General features: G+C 60.2%; 20 protein-coding genes. 11 read left to right on the top strand and 9 right to left on the bottom strand.

All coding sequences use genetic code 11. The features are described from left to right. Positions 1-21 precede the first annotated feature (21 nt). From J1C56_RS30135 to J1C56_RS30145, 3 genes are all read left to right on the top strand, one after another. Positions 22-1,113 carry a threonine aldolase family protein gene (locus J1C56_RS30135; RefSeq protein WP_214393626.1) on the top strand — a complete coding sequence of 364 codons (1,092 nt, stop codon included), beginning with the start codon at positions 22-24 and terminating at the stop codon, positions 1,111-1,113. A 381-nt stretch (positions 1,114-1,494) separates the two neighbouring features. Continuing rightward, positions 1,495-1,950, top strand: a complete 456-nt coding sequence (locus tag J1C56_RS30140; RefSeq protein WP_214393627.1) for a GNAT family N-acetyltransferase — start codon at positions 1,495-1,497, stop codon at positions 1,948-1,950. Positions 1,951-2,284: 334 nt separating this feature from the next. Continuing rightward, positions 2,285-3,253 (top strand): omptin family outer membrane protease, encoded by a 969-nt coding sequence (locus J1C56_RS30145; protein ID WP_214393628.1) that lies wholly within the window; start codon positions 2,285-2,287, stop codon positions 3,251-3,253. 122 nt (positions 3,254-3,375) lie between these two features. Here the strand turns inward: J1C56_RS30145 and J1C56_RS30150 are convergent, their stop codons facing one another. From J1C56_RS30150 to J1C56_RS30160, 3 genes are read right to left on the bottom strand one after another with little or no spacing between them, the layout of a single operon-like run. Next, the gene (locus J1C56_RS30150; RefSeq protein WP_214393629.1) at positions 3,376-3,780 is read right to left on the bottom strand and encodes a hypothetical protein; all 405 of its coding nucleotides are present in this window, start codon (positions 3,778-3,780) and stop codon (positions 3,376-3,378) included. Positions 3,781-3,785: 5 nt separating this feature from the next. After that, positions 3,786-3,998 carry a hypothetical protein gene (locus J1C56_RS30155; protein WP_214393630.1) on the bottom strand — a complete coding sequence of 71 codons (213 nt, stop codon included), beginning with the start codon at positions 3,996-3,998 and terminating at the stop codon, positions 3,786-3,788. A 50-nt stretch (positions 3,999-4,048) separates the two neighbouring features. Continuing rightward, positions 4,049-4,216 (bottom strand): hypothetical protein, encoded by a 168-nt coding sequence (locus J1C56_RS30160; protein ID WP_214393631.1) that lies wholly within the window; start codon positions 4,214-4,216, stop codon positions 4,049-4,051. Between the two features lie 1,288 nt (positions 4,217-5,504). Between J1C56_RS30160 and J1C56_RS30165 the strand changes: the two genes are divergently transcribed. Then, positions 5,505-5,960 (top strand): GNAT family N-acetyltransferase, encoded by a 456-nt coding sequence (locus J1C56_RS30165; protein ID WP_214393632.1) that lies wholly within the window; start codon positions 5,505-5,507, stop codon positions 5,958-5,960. Between the two features lie 282 nt (positions 5,961-6,242). Here J1C56_RS30165 and J1C56_RS33830 read toward each other — a convergent pair whose 3' ends face one another. From J1C56_RS33830 to J1C56_RS30190, 5 genes are all read right to left on the bottom strand, one after another. After that, positions 6,243-6,698, bottom strand: coding sequence for an aldehyde dehydrogenase family protein (locus J1C56_RS33830; protein ID WP_420797447.1), 456 nt, complete (start codon positions 6,696-6,698; stop codon positions 6,243-6,245). 100 nt (positions 6,699-6,798) lie between these two features. Further along, positions 6,799-7,755, bottom strand: coding sequence for an ImmA/IrrE family metallo-endopeptidase (locus J1C56_RS30175; protein ID WP_214393633.1), 957 nt, complete (start codon positions 7,753-7,755; stop codon positions 6,799-6,801). After that, positions 7,752-8,279 carry a helix-turn-helix domain-containing protein gene (locus J1C56_RS30180; protein WP_214393634.1) on the bottom strand — a complete coding sequence of 176 codons (528 nt, stop codon included), beginning with the start codon at positions 8,277-8,279 and terminating at the stop codon, positions 7,752-7,754. Before J1C56_RS30180 ends, J1C56_RS30175 begins: the two co-directional genes overlap by 4 nt. 16 nt (positions 8,280-8,295) lie before the next feature. Continuing rightward, positions 8,296-8,943 (bottom strand): hypothetical protein, encoded by a 648-nt coding sequence (locus J1C56_RS30185; RefSeq protein ID WP_010913796.1) that lies wholly within the window; start codon positions 8,941-8,943, stop codon positions 8,296-8,298. Beyond that, on the bottom strand, positions 8,940-9,146 hold the full coding sequence (locus tag J1C56_RS30190; protein ID WP_010913797.1) for a ribbon-helix-helix protein, CopG family: 207 nt from the start codon (positions 9,144-9,146) through the stop codon (positions 8,940-8,942). The genes J1C56_RS30185 and J1C56_RS30190 overlap by 4 nt, the downstream gene beginning before the upstream one ends. A 147-nt stretch (positions 9,147-9,293) precedes the next feature. On the opposite strand from J1C56_RS30190, the gene J1C56_RS30195 reads away from it, so the two are divergent. Genes J1C56_RS30195 through J1C56_RS30205 form a run of 3 tightly spaced genes read left to right on the top strand, consistent with a single transcriptional unit; the run spans position 9,294 to position 11,516 of the window. Continuing rightward, on the top strand, positions 9,294-9,950 hold the full coding sequence (locus J1C56_RS30195; protein ID WP_246592161.1) for a multiubiquitin domain-containing protein: 657 nt from the start codon (positions 9,294-9,296) through the stop codon (positions 9,948-9,950). Then, positions 9,925-11,115 (top strand): ThiF family adenylyltransferase, encoded by a 1,191-nt coding sequence (locus J1C56_RS30200; RefSeq protein WP_214393636.1) that lies wholly within the window; start codon positions 9,925-9,927, stop codon positions 11,113-11,115. The genes J1C56_RS30195 and J1C56_RS30200 overlap by 26 nt, the downstream gene beginning before the upstream one ends. Then, positions 11,115-11,516, top strand: coding sequence for a ubiquitination-like system serine protease family protein (locus tag J1C56_RS30205; RefSeq protein WP_246592162.1), 402 nt, complete (start codon positions 11,115-11,117; stop codon positions 11,514-11,516). The genes J1C56_RS30200 and J1C56_RS30205 overlap by 1 nt, the downstream gene beginning before the upstream one ends. Here the strand turns inward: J1C56_RS30205 and J1C56_RS33535 are convergent, their stop codons facing one another. Beyond that, complete coding sequence (locus J1C56_RS33535; RefSeq protein WP_338001534.1) at positions 11,517-11,735, bottom strand: aldehyde dehydrogenase family protein; 219 nt, start codon at positions 11,733-11,735, stop codon at positions 11,517-11,519. A 907-nt stretch (positions 11,736-12,642) separates the two neighbouring features. Between J1C56_RS33535 and J1C56_RS30215 the strand changes: the two genes are divergently transcribed. The 4 genes from J1C56_RS30215 to J1C56_RS30230 all read left to right on the top strand — a co-directional run bounded on the left by J1C56_RS30215 (position 12,643) and on the right by J1C56_RS30230 (position 17,245). After that, positions 12,643-13,533, top strand: a complete 891-nt coding sequence (locus J1C56_RS30215) for an ArdC family protein (protein ID WP_214393638.1) — start codon at positions 12,643-12,645, stop codon at positions 13,531-13,533. A 117-nt stretch (positions 13,534-13,650) separates the two neighbouring features. Further along, entirely contained in the window at positions 13,651-14,883 is a 1,233-nt protein-coding gene (locus J1C56_RS30220; RefSeq protein WP_214393639.1) for a tyrosine-type recombinase/integrase, read from the top strand. Further along, positions 14,880-16,244 carry a tyrosine-type recombinase/integrase gene (locus tag J1C56_RS30225; RefSeq protein ID WP_214393640.1) on the top strand — a complete coding sequence of 455 codons (1,365 nt, stop codon included), beginning with the start codon at positions 14,880-14,882 and terminating at the stop codon, positions 16,242-16,244. The genes J1C56_RS30220 and J1C56_RS30225 overlap by 4 nt, the downstream gene beginning before the upstream one ends. 26 nt (positions 16,245-16,270) lie before the next feature. Next, positions 16,271-17,245 (top strand): tyrosine-type recombinase/integrase, encoded by a 975-nt coding sequence (locus J1C56_RS30230; RefSeq protein WP_246592163.1) that lies wholly within the window; start codon positions 16,271-16,273, stop codon positions 17,243-17,245. Positions 17,246-17,255 lie beyond the last annotated feature (10 nt).

Genomic DNA, 17,255 nt, shown 5'->3' on the forward strand with positions numbered 1-17,255 from the left:
GATGAAACGAGCGTCAAGACTATGAACGAAAGCAAGCAGACCCGCCCCCGCGGCTTCACCAGCGACAACATCGCCGGCGTCTCCCCCGAGGTGATCGCAGCCATCACCGCGTGCGCGTCGGGTCAGGCGCTTCCCTACGGCAACGATGAGCTGACGCATACCGTCGAGCGCCAGCTCGCCGAGGTGTTCGAGCATGCGGTCGACGTGTTCCTCGTTTCGACGGGGTCGGCGGCGAACGCGCTGGCGCTCGCGGCGATTACGCCGCCATGGGGCAGCATCCTCTCGCACGCCGACGCACACATCAACCGCGACGAGTGCGGCGCGCCGGAGTTCTACACCGCCGGTGCGAAGTTGGTGCAGCTTCCAGGCGAGGCTGGCAAAATCGACATCGACGCCTTGGCGGCCAATGCAACGCGCATGGTGGGCGATATCCACTCGGTCCAGCCCTCCAGCGTCAGCATCACGCAGGCGACCGAGATGGGATCGGTCTACGCGCTCGACGAGATCAAGGCCATCAGCCATATCTGCCGGTCAGCGAACCTGCCGCTCCACATGGACGGTGCTCGCTTCGCCAACGCCCTCGTCACTCTGCGCTGCTCGCCGGCCGAGATGACGTGGAAGGCCGGCGTCGACCTTGTGTCATTTGGCGCCACGAAGAATGGAACGTTTGGGGTCGATGCGGTCGTCTCGTTCCGCGGAGATCTCGCGAGCACGATCGCCTTTCGCCAAAAGCGGGCCGGCCAGTTGAGTTCCAAGATGCGCTTCATGGCGGCGCAAATGGACGGTTATCTGAGGGACGGTGTCTGGCTTCGCAATGCGACCCATGCCAATGCGATGGCATCGGCGCTCGCGCGGGGGTTGGCCCTGGTGCCAGGCGTGAAAATCCAGCAGCGTCCCGAGGCCAATATCCTGTTCTGCCGACTTCCCACGTCCCTGATCCGGGGGCTGCTCGACATGGGATTCCGCTTCTACCATGATCGCTGGCAGCCCGGGATCGTGAGGTTCGTCACCTCTTTCGCGACGACCGGGGCCGACGTGTCCGACTTGATCGGCGCGGCAACCAGCCTCTGCGCACCGGTCGGCTCGGCTCGTGTTCCGGCTGGCGCCGAATGAGTTGGCGACCGTCGAGCGCTCTCGCCGCCCGTCACGGATGTCCTCTTTGCTCGACTGCATTGTCCGAGCGTTCTGGCCGCACGAGCATCTCAGGCTGTATCTTTTGTCTCAGGCCCTTTTCGACTTGTAGCTTCATCTTACCTCGGCAAGGCGGCTTCACCGTGCGGTCACGAAGTAACCAGGTTGATTTGCAGGTCCCCTATCTGCGCAATTCACCTCAAGTCATCCGGAACACTGCATGCTTGTAATATATATTTTGCGTTCTTTTATCATATTTTTGATGAAAAATGCTGTTCACTCGTCCGAGTTACTTAAAAGAGTGAGTCGAATCTGCGCGGATAGCAGCATCAAACGGGATTTTGACCACTAGCAGGAGAAAATATGCCTTCCATATCTACTCGCCGCGCCAACGCAACGGACGCAGGGACGGTCGTCCGTTTTATTCACGCGCTACTCGATGAACTCACTGGCGGGAAAGCTCCCGCGCCCGACGACGTGAGACAAAGCGCGGAGATAATGCTTGCCGACGCTGGCGTGGTCGCAGTGATCGCCACTGCAGATGACGAGCCGGTCGGCATCATGGTGCTGAATGAATGCACGGCGATCTATGCAGGCGGTAAGTTCGGCTATATTTCGGAGCTGTATGTTCGACCCGAAAAGCGCTCCAAAGGGATTGCCCCTCATCTGCTTGAGGTCGCCTCGCGGGAAGGCCGTGCGCGTGGTTGGAAGCGACTTGAGCTTGCAGCGCCCAGGCAACCAAAATGGAAGCGCACGCTCGATTTCTATCTGCGCAACGGGTTCGAGGAACTCGGCCCTCGGCTCTGTCGGATTATCTAGACTAGAGAGTTTGCTATGGGCTGCTCAAAGCAACCTGCACGATCTCAGCGGGTTGAGGTCCGGCGTGGTCGCTGCCTGACGCTGCAATCGTACCAGCGCCGTCATCGCAAATGTGTGCCTCGGATAATGCAGGGTTCCCGTCACGCCGGCCGCCCGGAACGCATCGGCAAAAACCGCCGTCAATCGGGTCACGCTAACGGCGTTTCCTTGAGACAGAGCCGAGGGCGGCAATTTTGCCACCTACAGGGGCGCTGCATAGACGACCGCACCTGAGTTGCCCCCCGGTTACGCTGCGTATAGCCGAATGGCGGATCATTCCTATGAGGGTAGTCCTATGAAATTGAAAGCGAAAGTCTTTGGTGGAGCGGCAGCGTTGCTCGCTGCCTGGCCGGCGATGGCCAGCGACGCGGTGGTGAGCGAACCGGCGCCCTACAAGCCCAATTTCTCTTTCGTCGGCGGCGTCGGCGTCATCGACATCGAGGCCAACGAGCTGGTCTATCGGGGTCCCGGCAGCGGCACCAAGCAGAGCCACCTTATTTGGGAAAGCACCTCTCCGGTCATTTCAGCCGAGATGACGGCGCGCAGCGAGGCCGGCTGGACCGCCAAGCTTTCCGGCCAGATCGCCTTCAGCGGCGACAGCTACATGGAAGACTATGACTGGAAGCCGAAATTCTCCGCCAATGATAGCTGGAACGACTGGAGCGACCGTTCGCGCTTTTCCGAGACCGATCTTGATCACTTCTATTCGGCAACCGTGGCGCTCGGCCACGACTTCCAGGTCAGCGACCAACTGCTGATCAACGTCAACGGTGGCTTCAAGTACACCTCGGTCAAGTGGACTGCCTATGGCGGCTCCTACGTCTCCAGCTATCAGGGCTTCCGGGATTCGGTTGGCGACTGGCCAGGAGGCGCAAAGGTCATCAGCTACCAGCAGAAATTGCCGGTCGCCTTCGCCGGCATCGATGCGACCTATGTCCAGGACCGCTGGAACTTCGGCTTTGCGCTGAAGGGCGGCATGACCTTTTCGGTCGGCGCTACCGATCATCACTGGTTGCGTGACCTGCGCTTCGAGCAGGATTTCGAATCGGCGCCGGTTCTGATGGTCGGCGGCAGCGTCGGCTACCAGTACAACGAGCGGACCAGCTTCTTCGTCTCCGGTTCCTACGAAAAGATGTTCACCGCTCGCGGCGACTCCAACTACTATGACATTGCGACCGGCGCGGAGACTGGCGGCCACTACGACTCGTTTGGCGGCGATTTTGCCGCGGCGACGGTGATGGTCGGCATCAAGACCTCGTTCTGATTGAACGAGTTCGACCGGAACGCCAAACCGATGTCCGCACGGCGCAGAAATCTGACGCGCCCGCGCGCCTGACGGCGCGTGCCGGGTGCTCGTGAACCGAGCCCGCTTTTTCTTCGCCAGGCTCAGGCGGTCTCGGCCATCCGGCTTCGCCCCCTGGCGCGGGCAGCCGGTTCCGGGCCGTAGCGGGTAATCAGATATTCCCGGTTCTGGCTGAGGGACTGAAGATGATTGGCGGTTTTCGCGCGAAGGCGCAGCCCCGCTTCGAGGGTGTGCTTCGCCCGTGCCGCTAGGTCGTGTTGCATCTTGCGGATTTGATTTGGATCGTGGCCACGGTGCAGCAAAAGCGCGGTCAGATAGAGTTCGATCGCGTGGATGGCCGATAATCTGAACGGCGCTCTGGTGAGCGGTTTTCCGGGTCTGCCGAGCGGAAGGAGCAGGTGTGCCCCCTTTCGGTATTCTTCCGCCAGTGCATGGATCTGATGCGGGGAGGCGAGCTCTCCCGGGTATTTGGTTTCTGTCATCGCCATTTACGCTAAGCCCATCCGACATGATCCTCTTTGGAAAGTCTCAGAAACAGATCGTACCAGAACCGATATTCTGGATCATCGCCATTGCCAGACACTTCCAGGGCGCAATAGGCGACCGACGTGGTAGGGTCCTTGCTGTGCTTTTCGATCGCGGCTTCTATCGCCTCGTCTTCAGTTAAGAGTTCCCAATTTTCAACAACGCCGTCGTGGCTTCGCATATCCGCCTCAATCCGGTCGCCTGTTCTCGGCGAACTGTTTCATGCTTCTCCTAAATACGGTCTTTGAGGGCGTCGATGCCGACGAGAGCTTTCCGCCGACGCGCAATGGCCTCAATTAGCAGGGCCTCTAATTTAGCGTTATGCGCATCGACCTGTGCTTTTGAGCGTCCGACATACTCGCGCAGGGTTTGCTCTTGGCTATCGATCTCGCGTTTCAACGTCTCCGCGTCGTTGCGGCCTTCCGTGCCAATGACGATGCGGTTGCCTCTGACGAGACCATGGGGCAACACACTCGAATAGGGATTGGTCTTGAGCGAAAAGAGAGCTGGATCGCCCGTAAATGCGAAGCTGCGGGTCGCGCGTACTCCGTCGATCGTGCTCCACCATCAAAAACGTCATGGACACGCACACGCGCCTCGCTCACGTCCTTTTGGGGATTTTCGAAGTCTACCTGCAGTGGTTCGACCCGAGCACTTGGCAGATGCTGCTGGGCGATCTCGGAATCGGTCTTCCCTAAGTCCGTTTTGGAGACGGTCTTGCGCACGTGCTCATCAACCGCGCCAACCTGAGCCCGTAGGTAATTGTCCAAATCGTTGTTGCGGAAAAGTGCGTCACCGATAATCATGTTATCCCTCGTTATGTTTGATAAGGAAATTATGTCATACATACTTGCGGTTGGATGATTGATTCAATCCTCCTAACCCCAAAAATTCATGGCGGGTGTGGTCTCCGGGAAATGATTCGGATCGGCCTTAGCAACCAAATCTTACGTCATTTCAATGGCTTGCACCGCATCCGCCAACCTACCATGAATTTTTCGGGTTAGGACGCCGCTCATGAATTTCGGCCATCTGCGCATCGCTATTGATCGCGGTCCGAATTCCTGTGCCGGCATCCGCCAGGACCAAGCCAACCCCCCGCTCTTTCCGCGACGGCTTTCCTGGTTCGGCGCCGGATCTTCACCACCAAAATACAAGGGGTCAGCCGGCCAGCTGCGGCCACTCGGCTTCGCCTTCGCGGGGATCGTGATTGGAAACAGAGGCAGACCGGGCCATTGAGCCGGAGTTGGCCCGCTACAGATGGTGGAGCGTCGATGCCGCCTCAAAAGTCTCCAGAAGTGCCGTTTGAACCTTCCCCCAGCTTGGCCCTGCATCCGGTTTCCCGGAACACGCTCCGCGGACCGGCGCCGCGTGATCGCTGATGCTTCTCCCGATGGTCGGGACCGGGGGGTTCGGCGACCAAGGTCGGAGAGACGATAGTGACACTGGATGATCCCAATACGGAATAATCCGAAACTGGCTGGCGGTGAGCCGTCTTGTTTCTGGCCGGCTCATTTGGGGCCCAAGCCTCCTTCGATCACCCGCCAACGGCGGCCTCTGGAACAGCTGACTTCGACGCGCCATGACAAGTGCCTCGGTCCATTGGTCAGAGTTACTTAAAAGCGTGAGTCGGACCTGCGCGGGGTGGCAGCATTAATCGGGATTTTGACCACTAGCAGGAGAAAATATGCCTTCCATATCTACGCGCCGCGCCAACGCAACGGACGCAGGGACGGTCGTCCGTTTTATTCACGCGCTACTCGATGAACTCACTGGCGGGAAAGCGCCCGCGCCCGACGACGTGAAACAAAGCGCGCAGATAATGCTTGCCAACGCTAGTGTGGTCGCAGTGATCGCAACTGCAGATGACGAGCCGGTCGGCATCATGGTGCTGAATAAATGCACGGCGATCTATGCAGGCGGTAAGTTCGGCTATATTTCGGAGCTGTATGTTCGACCCGAAAAGCGCTCCAAAGGGATTGCCCCTCATCTGCTTGAGGTCGCCTCGCGGGAAGGCCGTGCGCGTGGTTGGAAGCGACTTGAGCTTGCCGCGCCCAGGCAACCAAAATGGAAGCGCACGCTCGATTTCTATCTGCGCAACGGCTTCGAGGAAATCGGCCCTCGGCTCTGTCGGATTATCTAGACTAGAGAGTTTGCTATGGGTTGGCTCAAAGCAACCTGTCGCACAATGTGACAGAATGCGAGCGGAACCATCCTGATGCTACGGCCGAATGATCGATCTCGCAGGTTAGGGCACCTCGGTGCATTTGCATCAGCGTTTTGGCTTTGGACTTCCTCACGTTCTGCGACGAGGCGGGCCTTGTGACGCCTCTGGCGATCGACCTCCGTTTCGGCTTCAAGCATACGCTTCAGCAAAGCGGCGTTCTCGGTGACCAGCGCCGCTCTTCGATCTGCAGAACCTGGATCAGTCATCCTGCTGGGCGAGCTGCCGGGCCCGCTCGGCTGCGGCCTTGTTCCAGACGGCGGTCCGAGAATTTGAGCGTCTGATGAACGGCTTCAGGGCATGCGATAAGGTCGCCTCGGCAGTAAGCGTCACCGCGTCCTTCGTCTCGCTCTTCACTATGAACACATGGTTGCAGTCCTGCTGGTGGAACGTGAGACCAGCGGAGCCGTCATCGCCAGCAACCGGTCGAATTGAGGCGGGAAAATTCCACGGCGCGATCGTACCAGCAACGCCGGTCGGCTGCTTCAGCACCAGCATGCGCCGGTCCGCCGAGGGCGGGGGGAGATCATCTCGCCATAGACGCGATTGGCCTTCGGCGTACCATTGCAGATACGCGGGCCGCGCGAGACTTCCGAACTGGCTTCGCAAGCGACTTGCCCATCTCCGCCGCAAGAATGGCAGCAAGGCGGACGGCATGGTCGATGATCAGCTGATGCCAACGCCACAGCATGTCGCGGGCCGCAAGCGGCCGCCTTTGTGCTGTCATCTGGCACTTGAAATAACCGTCTGTTGGTAGTCAGGCTGCCCTGTAGCCGACGGGGGAAATGCGTTGGTGTTTCTTCTTGTAGATGCAGTAAGTGAGCAAATCATAGGTATTTGAGAAGCTGTGCAACCAGAATATGTGGGGTTCGCCGTTCGCATCACAAAAGATGCTTTCGCCTTCGCCCACCGGACCCCGCTTTCGGCTGGTTGCGTGATCGCAGATCGCGGAATAGGCAACTTCAGTGGTGATTCCGGGAAAGTGCTCAGCAAGCGCTTTCGATCTCGGGAAATAGGCTACATTGTCGATCCCAGCCTTCTCGCAGATATCTCTGTGATAGGGATGCCGGCTGACAACGCCGAAGGCAGGAAAGTCCGGATCGCGTTCGCAAACCATTTGCCAAAGCGTCGTCGTAAGGGTGTTCCCGTAGCGCTTGCGAAGCTGCTCGATACTCTTCCATTCAAATGAGCAGTCCAGCGCTTCGGGACGAAATCTTCCCCCGAGAAACAAGAGACGGCGCCCGCCATAATTGGCTTCCGCCTCCATTGCCTGATGGAATGTCGGGTTCAGCGTGGACTCATTGTCGCCCAGAAGCAGGGAGCGATGCCAAGGCAGAAGATCATGTATAATCTCATGGGCGATGAGGAAGCGTCGCTTCAGCTCGGCTACGTCATCATCGATGAAGATTCGCTTGTCGCCTTCCTTCAGCATAAGGATACCACGAAGGCCATATTGCTGGACCACATCGACCATGCGCTTGGCGGTACTGGTGATCTCGTTCCCAGCGATTCGCGCCCGGTGGGCGATCTCATCCAGTAGGCTCAAATTCGCTTTGCTATAATAGGTAAGGTCAAGCTTTTGCAGCGCGCGTACCTGCTCGAGCCGTAACGGGGGCTCCGGATTGCCGAGATCACGTAGCAGACGTGATATGTGCTCATGGATATCTCGGCGCTCAAAGTCCCCGATTATCGGCTCAATCGCGGACATGGTCATCCATTCTTCTTATCGATTGACGCCAGTACCTTGACGAAATCGTTGAGGTCGCGCCTTTCAGCCTGGCTTAGCTTCGACAGGTCGTCCGAACTCGCGGCAAAACGATGCGCCGCTTCGGTGAGATTATCGTTCTGCGCAGACGATGCCGCGGTCAGCTGTTCTACAGCACGTGCTGAAACCCCAATGAACTCGGCTAGCTGATGAACGGTACGCGGGCCTGGAACATAGCAGGGATCCTTCTCCACCTTCTCCAATTCCGCCGCATCAACACGAATTTTGGCAGCCAACTGCGCAATGCTCAATCCGTCCTTGCGTCGAAGCTGATGCACCAATTTAAACAGCACAACAGTTTTGTGTTCAGAGGCAGCCGAAGGCTGCCCCGCAGTTGCTTGATGACGAGACTTCTCCTGCATAAGACGCTCAAGCGGAGCTGCATCGCGCAGCGGGAGTCCCGCGTCGCAATCGACATCTGGATCATGTTCGATATGGCTGCGTAGCCAATCGGCAGTGAAATGTAATTTCATGGTCGACTCCTCTTTGCTAGTGTTGCACGGATAGGAAAGTCGCAGCATCGCTGCTGGAAAGCTCGAAGTATCTCAGCCCTTTATGCACTCCTTCGCTATCCGCTCCAAGATCCGTCATTCCGATCGCATCCCGGTAGAAAACTTCTGCGCCAGGAAGGGAATGCAGACCGATCCGGCCACCAAACTCTTCTTCCAGGCTCAAGCTGACGGCCGTGCCAACGAGCGCACGCCCCGCACCCTTGTAAGTCGGCTCAGCAACCAGCTTTGGTCGATTCCATGGCGCCGTCGCCAGAAACTCCACGTAGATCAGCGGCACTCGCTGATGCTCGGGATGGCGACTGAAGCAGTCTTGGCCACCTTTGCGCGTCATCATGATGGCCTGTGTGCTGCCACCACATTCGAGCACGAAGAAATCGAACAGGAACGGGTCGTTCAGCGCTGCCAGCGCCTTCTTGCCCCATTCCCAATGGGCGTCTTCGGCATTGACCTCCGCTAGAGTCTGAAGAGAGGCCTTGGCTTCCCTGCGACGCAGCTCAAAAAGCGGCCGCCAGCGTCCTTCGATATGCGCCAGATTCGTGCTGTCCAGGCCATGATACAGATCTGCATCTTCGAACCGGCCTGTTGCGCGATTTAAGAGAAAGACGCGATCGATCAGCTCTTTCATAGAACCATCAGCTCTACTTTTTCTGACTTATCCGCGCTTTCGACAAACACCTTTTCGCCACGCGCCAGTCGATCGTCGACGGATTTGTAGAGCCGCAGCGCCTGACGAACGAGCGCGGTTTTGGACAGCCCTTTTTCTTCACACATGGTTTCAAGGACGCTCATTTCCGCGTCCGACAAGTTAAGCGTCATCGTGCGCTTCATAGGCGCCTCCTAACCGGTGTTTTTTATGTAGCTATAAAGTCCATAATTGTCAATCAAAAAATGAGGATAAAATAGCTATTAACTAGCTAGACATTGGCTAAAAATTGCATATATGTCTTGTGCAGAATGAGAGACAAGGAGGCTTCGATGCCTGACGTGACGAACTTTACATTCAAGCTGGACGGCCGCGTGGTGGCTACCAATGACGCCATCATTTCTGGTCGCGAGGTCCGCGCCCTCGGTGGGCTTGATCGGCCCAGCGACTATATTCTCATCCAGATAGCGGACAGGACATCGCGTTCGATCGGCCTTGAGGAAGCGATCGACTTCAGGGAGATGCCCCACTCTGAGTTCCTTTCATTCCAAGGCGACAGGGCCTTTTCTTTCACCGTCAACGAGCGTGGCTGGGAGTGGGGATCGGCGACAATCTCCGCGGCCGACATCTATCGCTACGCGAGCATCGACGAGGATCTCGAGCTGATCCTGGACAGCGCCGGCGATACGGTCATTCCCGCTGACGGCGCGGTGACTCTTGGCGGACAGGGCGTGGAGCGCATCCGCAGCCGCGAGGCGAAAACGGTGATCATCAAGGTCAACGGTCGATCGCGCACGGTACCAAGGAGAAAGCACAGCTATCGCGAGATTGCACTGCTCGCCTACCCCGACGCCAACTTTGAGAAGTTCAAGTACACGATCACGTACCTGAAAGGTGTCCACGGCGCGGAAGGTGATCTGGTGGAGGGCGAGAACATCGAAGTCAAGAACGGGATGGTCTTCAATGTCCGCCGATCTGATAAGTCGTGATCCGCATCTGAAGCGGCTGCTGGACGAGGGGTTTGAGCTCGAGATGCGCGAGCTCGTTCTTCTCCTCGTTCACAGCGTCCCCTACGTGAAGCGCGACAAGTCGCTTGGCCGCGGCACGCTTGTCTGCACTCTGTCGCTGGATACCCAAGGCTTGACCTCGACTCCACAAACCGACCACACCATGTGGTTTACCGGAGAGACGCCGTGCCATCGCGATGGCACGCCGATGACCAATATCATCCACAACAGCAACGAGGCGACTGTCGGATCCGACATCAAGGTCTACCACTATTTCTCGTCGAAGCCAGAAGGGACCGGCCAGTATGCCAACATTTACGACAAGGTTGTCACCTACGAATCGCACCTCGGCGCCGCCGCGCGGTCGCACGACAAGACCGCCAACGCGCGCACAGGCGTCACGCTAGCCAGCGCGGAGGACGATAGCCCCTTCGCGATCCCCGATTCTGCGTCAGCCCGCTATGGGATCGTCATCGCCAACCGCAAGCTCAAGGGCCGCATTGCAATCATCGGCCTCGGCGGCACCGGTGCCTATCTGCTCGATCTCGCCGCCAAGACCCGCGTTGCCGAGATCCACATCTACGACGATGACCAACTTCTCAACCACAATCTTTTCCGTTCGCCCGGTGCTCCCGAACTGGCGCTGGCGAAGAATTTTCCCCGCAAGGTGGATTATTACGCAGCGCTTTACGCGCGCATTCACAAGGGCGTGAAGCCGCACGCCACCAGGGTCAAGGCTGACAACATTGACGAATTTGCGGGTTATGACTTCGTCTTTGTCTGTGTTGACAAGGGATCCTCGCGGCGCGTGATTGCCGAAGGGCTGGTTCGCCTGGGCATCCCATTCGTCGACACTGGCATTGGTCTTGGGCTCGACGATAATACGCTCGACGGTTGCGCACGGGCGACTTTCATTGCCCCCGGCACGCCGTGGGCGGAGGTGGCGACCCATCTGTCGTTCGGTGATGACGATGAAGAGGCCGATGTGTACGGAACCGAGATCCAGACCGCCGAGCTCAATGCGTTGAACGCGATCATGGCGATCATGCGCTGGAAGCGCTGGCTGACCTTCTATCGTGACGAGCGCAACGAAAGAAACGCGACATACATGATCGAGGGCAACAACATCACCAACCGGGGGGCATGATGGCTCGGGTGGATCGACTTACAACGGTGTTTGTCGAAGACATTCCCGAACAGCTGGAAGACGGGGTTCTTTACGTGTCGCGCCAATGCCACGTTGCCCTCCACAATTGCGCCTGTGGCTGTGGCGAGGAGGTTTCGACACCGCTCGTTCCAACCGAATATGACCTTGTCATGGAGGACGAGGGCGCTTCGATCTGGCCGTCGATCGGCAACCACGACTTCCCTTGTGGCTCACACTACATTGTCAAACGTGGCCGAATCCATTGGGCGGGCAAGATGTCTCGCGAGCAGATCGAAGCCGGCCGCGCCTATGACCGCCTTCTCAAGCGCGGCGCCCAGCCAAAGGGCCTCGGGGCCATCCTCGCATGGATCAAGCGCCTGTGGATCAAGTTCATCGGCTAATCAGCTGCGGCCGATGGCATCGCCTTTGCAAGTATAGATCAGGTTGACGACGCCTTCGGGAAAGCCGGCCTCCGCCGCGAGCGCAATCATCGCGCCTGCAACATGCGGCGTCTGTTCGGCAGGTTTGAGGATGACCGCGCAGCCCGCCGCCAGCACCGGCGGGAGACAGCGCGCGACCATCGAGGCAGCAACGCCGACCGGCTGCTTGACCGCCAGCATGCGCCAGTCCGACGAGGGCGGGGGAGATCGTCTCGCCATAGACACGATTGGCCTTCGGCGTACCATTGCAGATACGCGGGCCGCGTGAGGGACTTCGAACTGGCATCGCCAAGCGGCTTGCCCATCTCCGCCGTAAGAATGGCAGCAAGGCCGACGTTATGGTCTATGATCAGCTGATGCCAGCGCCATAGCATGTCGCAGCACTCCCGGCCGTCATGGCCGCCCATCCAGCCTGCGCCATATACGCTTGGTCGACCGCTGCGCGCCTCCTCGACCCCATGTCGGGAAATTTCCCTCAGCACGTCGCCAGTGGATGGATCAAGACCTCGGAAATTCGCTCGCCGGGCGGCGTGCCCAGTGCCGGCATGCGGTCGATAGCGCCGAACAGCTATGCAGATTTCAGGTGGCGCATCAGCGTCTGGCACAGAGGCACGCCTGGCGGGGGCACCGGGCGTTGAGCCCTGCGAGCTGACAAAACCGCAGCGTAAAGCATGGCGTCCAGGCTTCCGCCAGCAAGCGGCAATCTGCCGGCACTTGATGGCGCCCGCGCGCCTGACGGCGCGTGCCGGGTGCTCGTGAACCGAGCCCGCTTTTTCTTCGCCAGGCTCAGGCGGTCTCGGCCATCCGGCTTCGCCCCCTGGCGCGGGCAGCCTGTCGGCTGCTGACGGTCGCCGCCCTGTCGGCCGGCGCGGTTTGTTCGTTGGCCGTTCCCGGCGGCGCGGGGTGGGCGGCACTCCCTTCTAGGCCCGCCGCGGCATCCCGCAACCCTTCGCTTGCGCTTCGGTCCTCCTCTTCGTTCCGGTCCTTCGGATGCGGTCCGCCTCCGACGGCGGGCCTTTCCGGTCGCGTCTCGCCGCCACCCCACTTGCGGGGAAAGGCGCGGGATTGAAGAGCGGAGGACCAGACGATGCGTGCAAAACACAACCGTTGCGGCAGCCGAGAGGCTGGCGCGGGCAGGGGCGGGCGCCCGGGCGCCAGCCTTTATCAGGAGATCACGGACCGCATCATTGCCGAACTGGAGCGCGGCACCGTGCCATGGGTCAAGCCATGGGGCAGCGCAAAGGCCGACCTCGGCCTGCCCAGCAACGGAGCCACCGGGCGCCGCTATTCCGGCATCAACATCCTCATCCTGTGGGGCGCCGTCATCGAGCGCAGCTATCCCGGCCAGAACTGGCTGACCTTCCGGCAGGCGCTTGCCCTTGGCGGCAATGTCAGGAAGGGCGAGCGCGGCACAACAATCGTGCATGCCGACCGCTTCGTCCCAAAGGGCGAGCAGGAGCGCGCCAGGACAGACGGCGACGAGCCGCAGGCGGTGCCATACTTGAAGCGCTTCACCGTCTTCAACGTCGCGCAGTGCGACGGCCTGCCCAAGCACCTTTATGGCAACGCCGAACCGCTGCCCGAACGCGAGATCGTCCCCCAAGCCGAGGCGCTTATTCGAGCAAGCGGCGCGGATTTCCGCATCGGCGGCGATCGCGCTTTCTACATGCCGGGCACCGACACCATTCAGGTGCCGCCGCAGCCGGCTTTCTTTCAGCAGATCGACTATTACCGCACCTGCTTGCACGAACTTGGCCACTGGACCGGCCACCCGGCGCGGCTGGCGCGCGACCTCTCCGGCGCCTTCGGTTCCAAGACCTATGCGCGCGAGGAACTGGTTGCCGAAATCACTGCTGCCTTTGTCTGCTCGACGCTCGGCATCGAGCCGACCGTGCGCCATGCCGACTATATCGGCACATGGCTGAAGTTATGCTCACCTCGCCATAACTCCAGTAATCGCGAGGTGTCGATAATGTGAAGGAACGCAGCTTAAGCGCGTGAATCCCGCGCAATTGCGCCAAAGAGCGGCAGGCTTTGCTCCGCATTATTTCCCGGCGAACCTCGGTGGTCAATTTGACCAACCGAGGAGCCAAGGATGTCGAATACCGATCGCGAACTGATCGCCGAACTCAGGGTCGTACTGACCCGCCAACGATATAGCCCGGTGGTGGTTGGGAACTATTGCGCCCATGCGCGCGGGTTCCTCGACTATCTTGCGCGGCGGAATATCCTGGTCGCGGATGTGTGCGAAGCGCAGGTGGCGCAATATCTGCGGCATGCGATCGCGCTGTTCCGGAAACGCCGTGGTCGATCTCCGGGGCCGTGCTGGCACTCGATCCCGCGCTCCGGAATCCACGCGCTGTTGCGGCTTGCGCAGGGCCAGTGGCCGCCCGCACCAAAAGTTACATGTGCGGCCGACGAGGTGCGGCTTACGATCTGCGACGAATACGAGACCTGGCTTCGCGAAGAGCGCGGCCTTGCCCGGCCCAGTATCGTCGCGCTGTTGTGGGAGGCACGGCACTTCCTGGCCTGGCAGCTTGAACGCTGTGGCGCCGAAAGCCTGATGGTCCTGAACGTCAGCGACATTGACCATTACATGGACATGCGTGCACTGAAGCTGACGCGCAAATCGTTGAAGGACGTGGCGGAGCGCCTGATCTCATTGCTGCGGTATCTCCACCGAACCGGGCGAACCTCGCTCGATCTGTCGCCGCACGTCATCGCACCGCTGCTCTACGCCTATGAGGGGGTCCCCTCGATCCTGGAACGGGATCAGATCGCTGCCGTGTTGGAAAGTGCGAGGAAAGATACGACACCAGTGGGGCTGCGGGACCATGCCATCCTGCAATTACTCGCAACATATGGCTTGAGGTCGAGCGAGATACGCAATCTGCGGCTCGAGGACATTGACTGGCGGGCGGAATCGATCCGCGTCCGGCACACCAAGACACGGGCTTGCTCGTTCCTGCCCCTGATGGCGCCGGTGGGCGAAGCGGTGCTCGCCTATCTGCGCTCGGGGCGGCCCGATACCGACGTCCGGGAAATCTTCATCCGCACGCGCGCGCCCTATCGTAGGCTCGGGATGCTCGGTAGCGCGGTTCGGCGGCGGCTCGGCGATGCCGGCGTCAAACCGTGCGGTAAGAGCGGGCCGCACATCTTCCGCCATGCCCGTGCGGTCGAAATGCTGCGAGCGTCGGTGCCGCAGAAGGTCATTGGCGACCTGCTAGGCCACCGTTCAACCGAAGCGACGGCACCCTACCTCAAGCTCGCCACCGAGGATCTCCGGGCTATCGCACTCGACGTGCCGGGATCGGAGGTGCTGTCATGACGACATGGCCTGATCCCGAACGGCGGTCGATCGCGCGTTATCTAGCCGGTCTTGGCCTGCGCAGCGCGAACAGCCGCATTTATTACAAGCAGGTGCTCCACAGCTTCCAGGACGTCGCCGAGCGCCACGCCGAGCTCAACCAGGACGTGCTGGCGGACTGGTTGCGTGCATGGTCCGAGCGCTGGGCGGCATCGACGCAGCTGCACCGTACCCGTATTATCGATCGGTTCCTCGATCACCTGGTGCAGACCGGGGTCATCAATCGAAGCCCCGTCGTTGCCCTGCGCGAGACGTGCAATATCAAACAGTGCAAGCCCGTCTGGCGGGCCCTGGCGTCGGACACTCCGGACCGTGCCCTTGCCGAGCTGCGTCAGCCTCGGCCGTTTGGCACCGTGCTGGGCGGAATGATGGCCGAACATGTCGCGCTAATGCGCAACAGGGGTTACAGATACAGCACCCAGCCCGTGTGGCTCATGCGGTTCGACCGGTTCCTGCAGTTGAACCCTGCCCTTCGGGATGAGCCGATCGAGGTGATGCTCGAACACTGGGCGTCGGCGAAAGCCACGCGCAACCACGCCGCGGAATGCGAAAAGCTGAAGCGCGTCCTTGCGAAGATACTCCGCTACCGGAATCCGTCGATCCCGCCGCGCCGACCGGACCCACGCCCAGAAAAGGAAGTGGCGAAGCAATGGCGCAAGCCTCATATCTACTCACCCGCCGACGTGCGGCGGATGCTCGATATCGCCCGTTCCTATCCGTCGCCACGGGCGGCGCTTCGCCCGCTGAGCATCTACACCATGCTGTTGCTGGCCTATTGCGCGGGTCTGCGGCGAGGTGAGCTCGCCCGCCTCGATCTGGGTGACGTCGACCTTCAGGGTGGCACGATCACGGTTCGGCAGACCAAGTTCTTCAAGACCAGGATCCTGCCGCTTCCCGACAGCGTGATGGCCGAGCTTCGGGCCTATATCGTTGCACGGCGCCGTGCCGGAGCATCGCAGGACTCACGTTCGGGCCTGTTCTGGCACGAGCAGCGCGGTGCACGTTACACAAAGGAGGCCATCGCTTGGCTGCTCGTCGATGTCATCCGCCGGGCCGAGCTGAAACCACCGCAAGGGCGAACGGGGCCGCGCTTGCACGACCTGCGCCACTCGATGGTCGTGAACCGGATCCTCGAGTGGTATCGGACGGGCATCAACCCGCAGGAGCGCTTGCCTTTCCTTGCGACATACCTCGGCCATCGGGACATCAACTCCACGCTGGTCTACATCACCGTCACGCAGGACCTGCTGCACCTTGCAAACGAGCGGTTCCGGGCGGTGGGCGCACCATGCCTCAACCTGAAGCGGGAGGTGCAGCCATGATTAGGGCAAACCCGTTCCCGGAACTGATGCGGGCGTTCTTCTACGAATGGCTTGTCGAGCAACGCAACGCATCCATCCATACGGTGCGATCCTACCGCGACACCTGGCGGCTGTTCCTGCGGTTCGTCGCGCAGCGCGCGGGAAAGAAGGTTGCGATGATCACGCTGGCCGATCTGGCCGCCAGCGAGGTCACTGGGTTCCTGAAGCACGCCGAACACGAACGCGGCGGCACGATCGGGACGCGCAACTGTCGGCTTGCCGCGATCCGCAGCTTCTTCAACTTCGTGGCGACCAGGGATCCCGCGTCGATCGCGCAGTGTGTCGATATCCACAACATCCCAGTCAAGCGGGCGCCGGTATCGGAACCCTGCTATCTGGATCCGGCAGAAGTGGCGGCGATCCTTGCCCAACCAGACCGTTCAACACTCGAAGGCATGCGCGATCATGCGTTGCTCTCGTTCCTCTACAACAGCGGGGCACGGATACAGGAGGCGCTCGACCTATGTCCTGAGGCGATCCGGTTCGACACGCCCGGCTGCGTGCGCCTCCTTGGCAAAGGTCGCAAGGAGCGCATCTGCCCGCTCTGGCCGGAAACCGCGGTACTGCTGAAAAAGCTGCTGGAGCGGCAGCCGCGAGCGCCAAACGAGCGGATGTTCGTCAACCGCTACGGCGAACCGCTCAGCGCCTCGGGCGTCCGGTTCAAGCTTGCAGCCTATGTGACGGCGGCCGCCGCAATCGCGCCAACGCTGCGAACCAAGCATGTGACGCCGCACAGCTTCCGCCATGCCACCGCCGTGCACCTCGTCTCGGCAGGCGTCGATGTCACGGTGATCCGCAGCTGGCTCGGCCATGTGAGCCTCGACACCACCAACCACTACGCCAGGGCCAATTTAGAAACGAAGCGAAAAGCACTGGAGCAGGTCGACGTTCCGGCAACAACGGGACGTCCGCCGTCATGGAAGCAGGATGTGAGCCTGCTGGCCTGGCTCGATACGCTCTGAAATAATGCGA

Origin of the sequence: Aminobacter anthyllidis (assembly GCF_018555685.1) — a bacterium.
Taxonomy (GTDB): domain Bacteria; phylum Pseudomonadota; class Alphaproteobacteria; order Rhizobiales; family Rhizobiaceae; genus Aminobacter; species Aminobacter anthyllidis.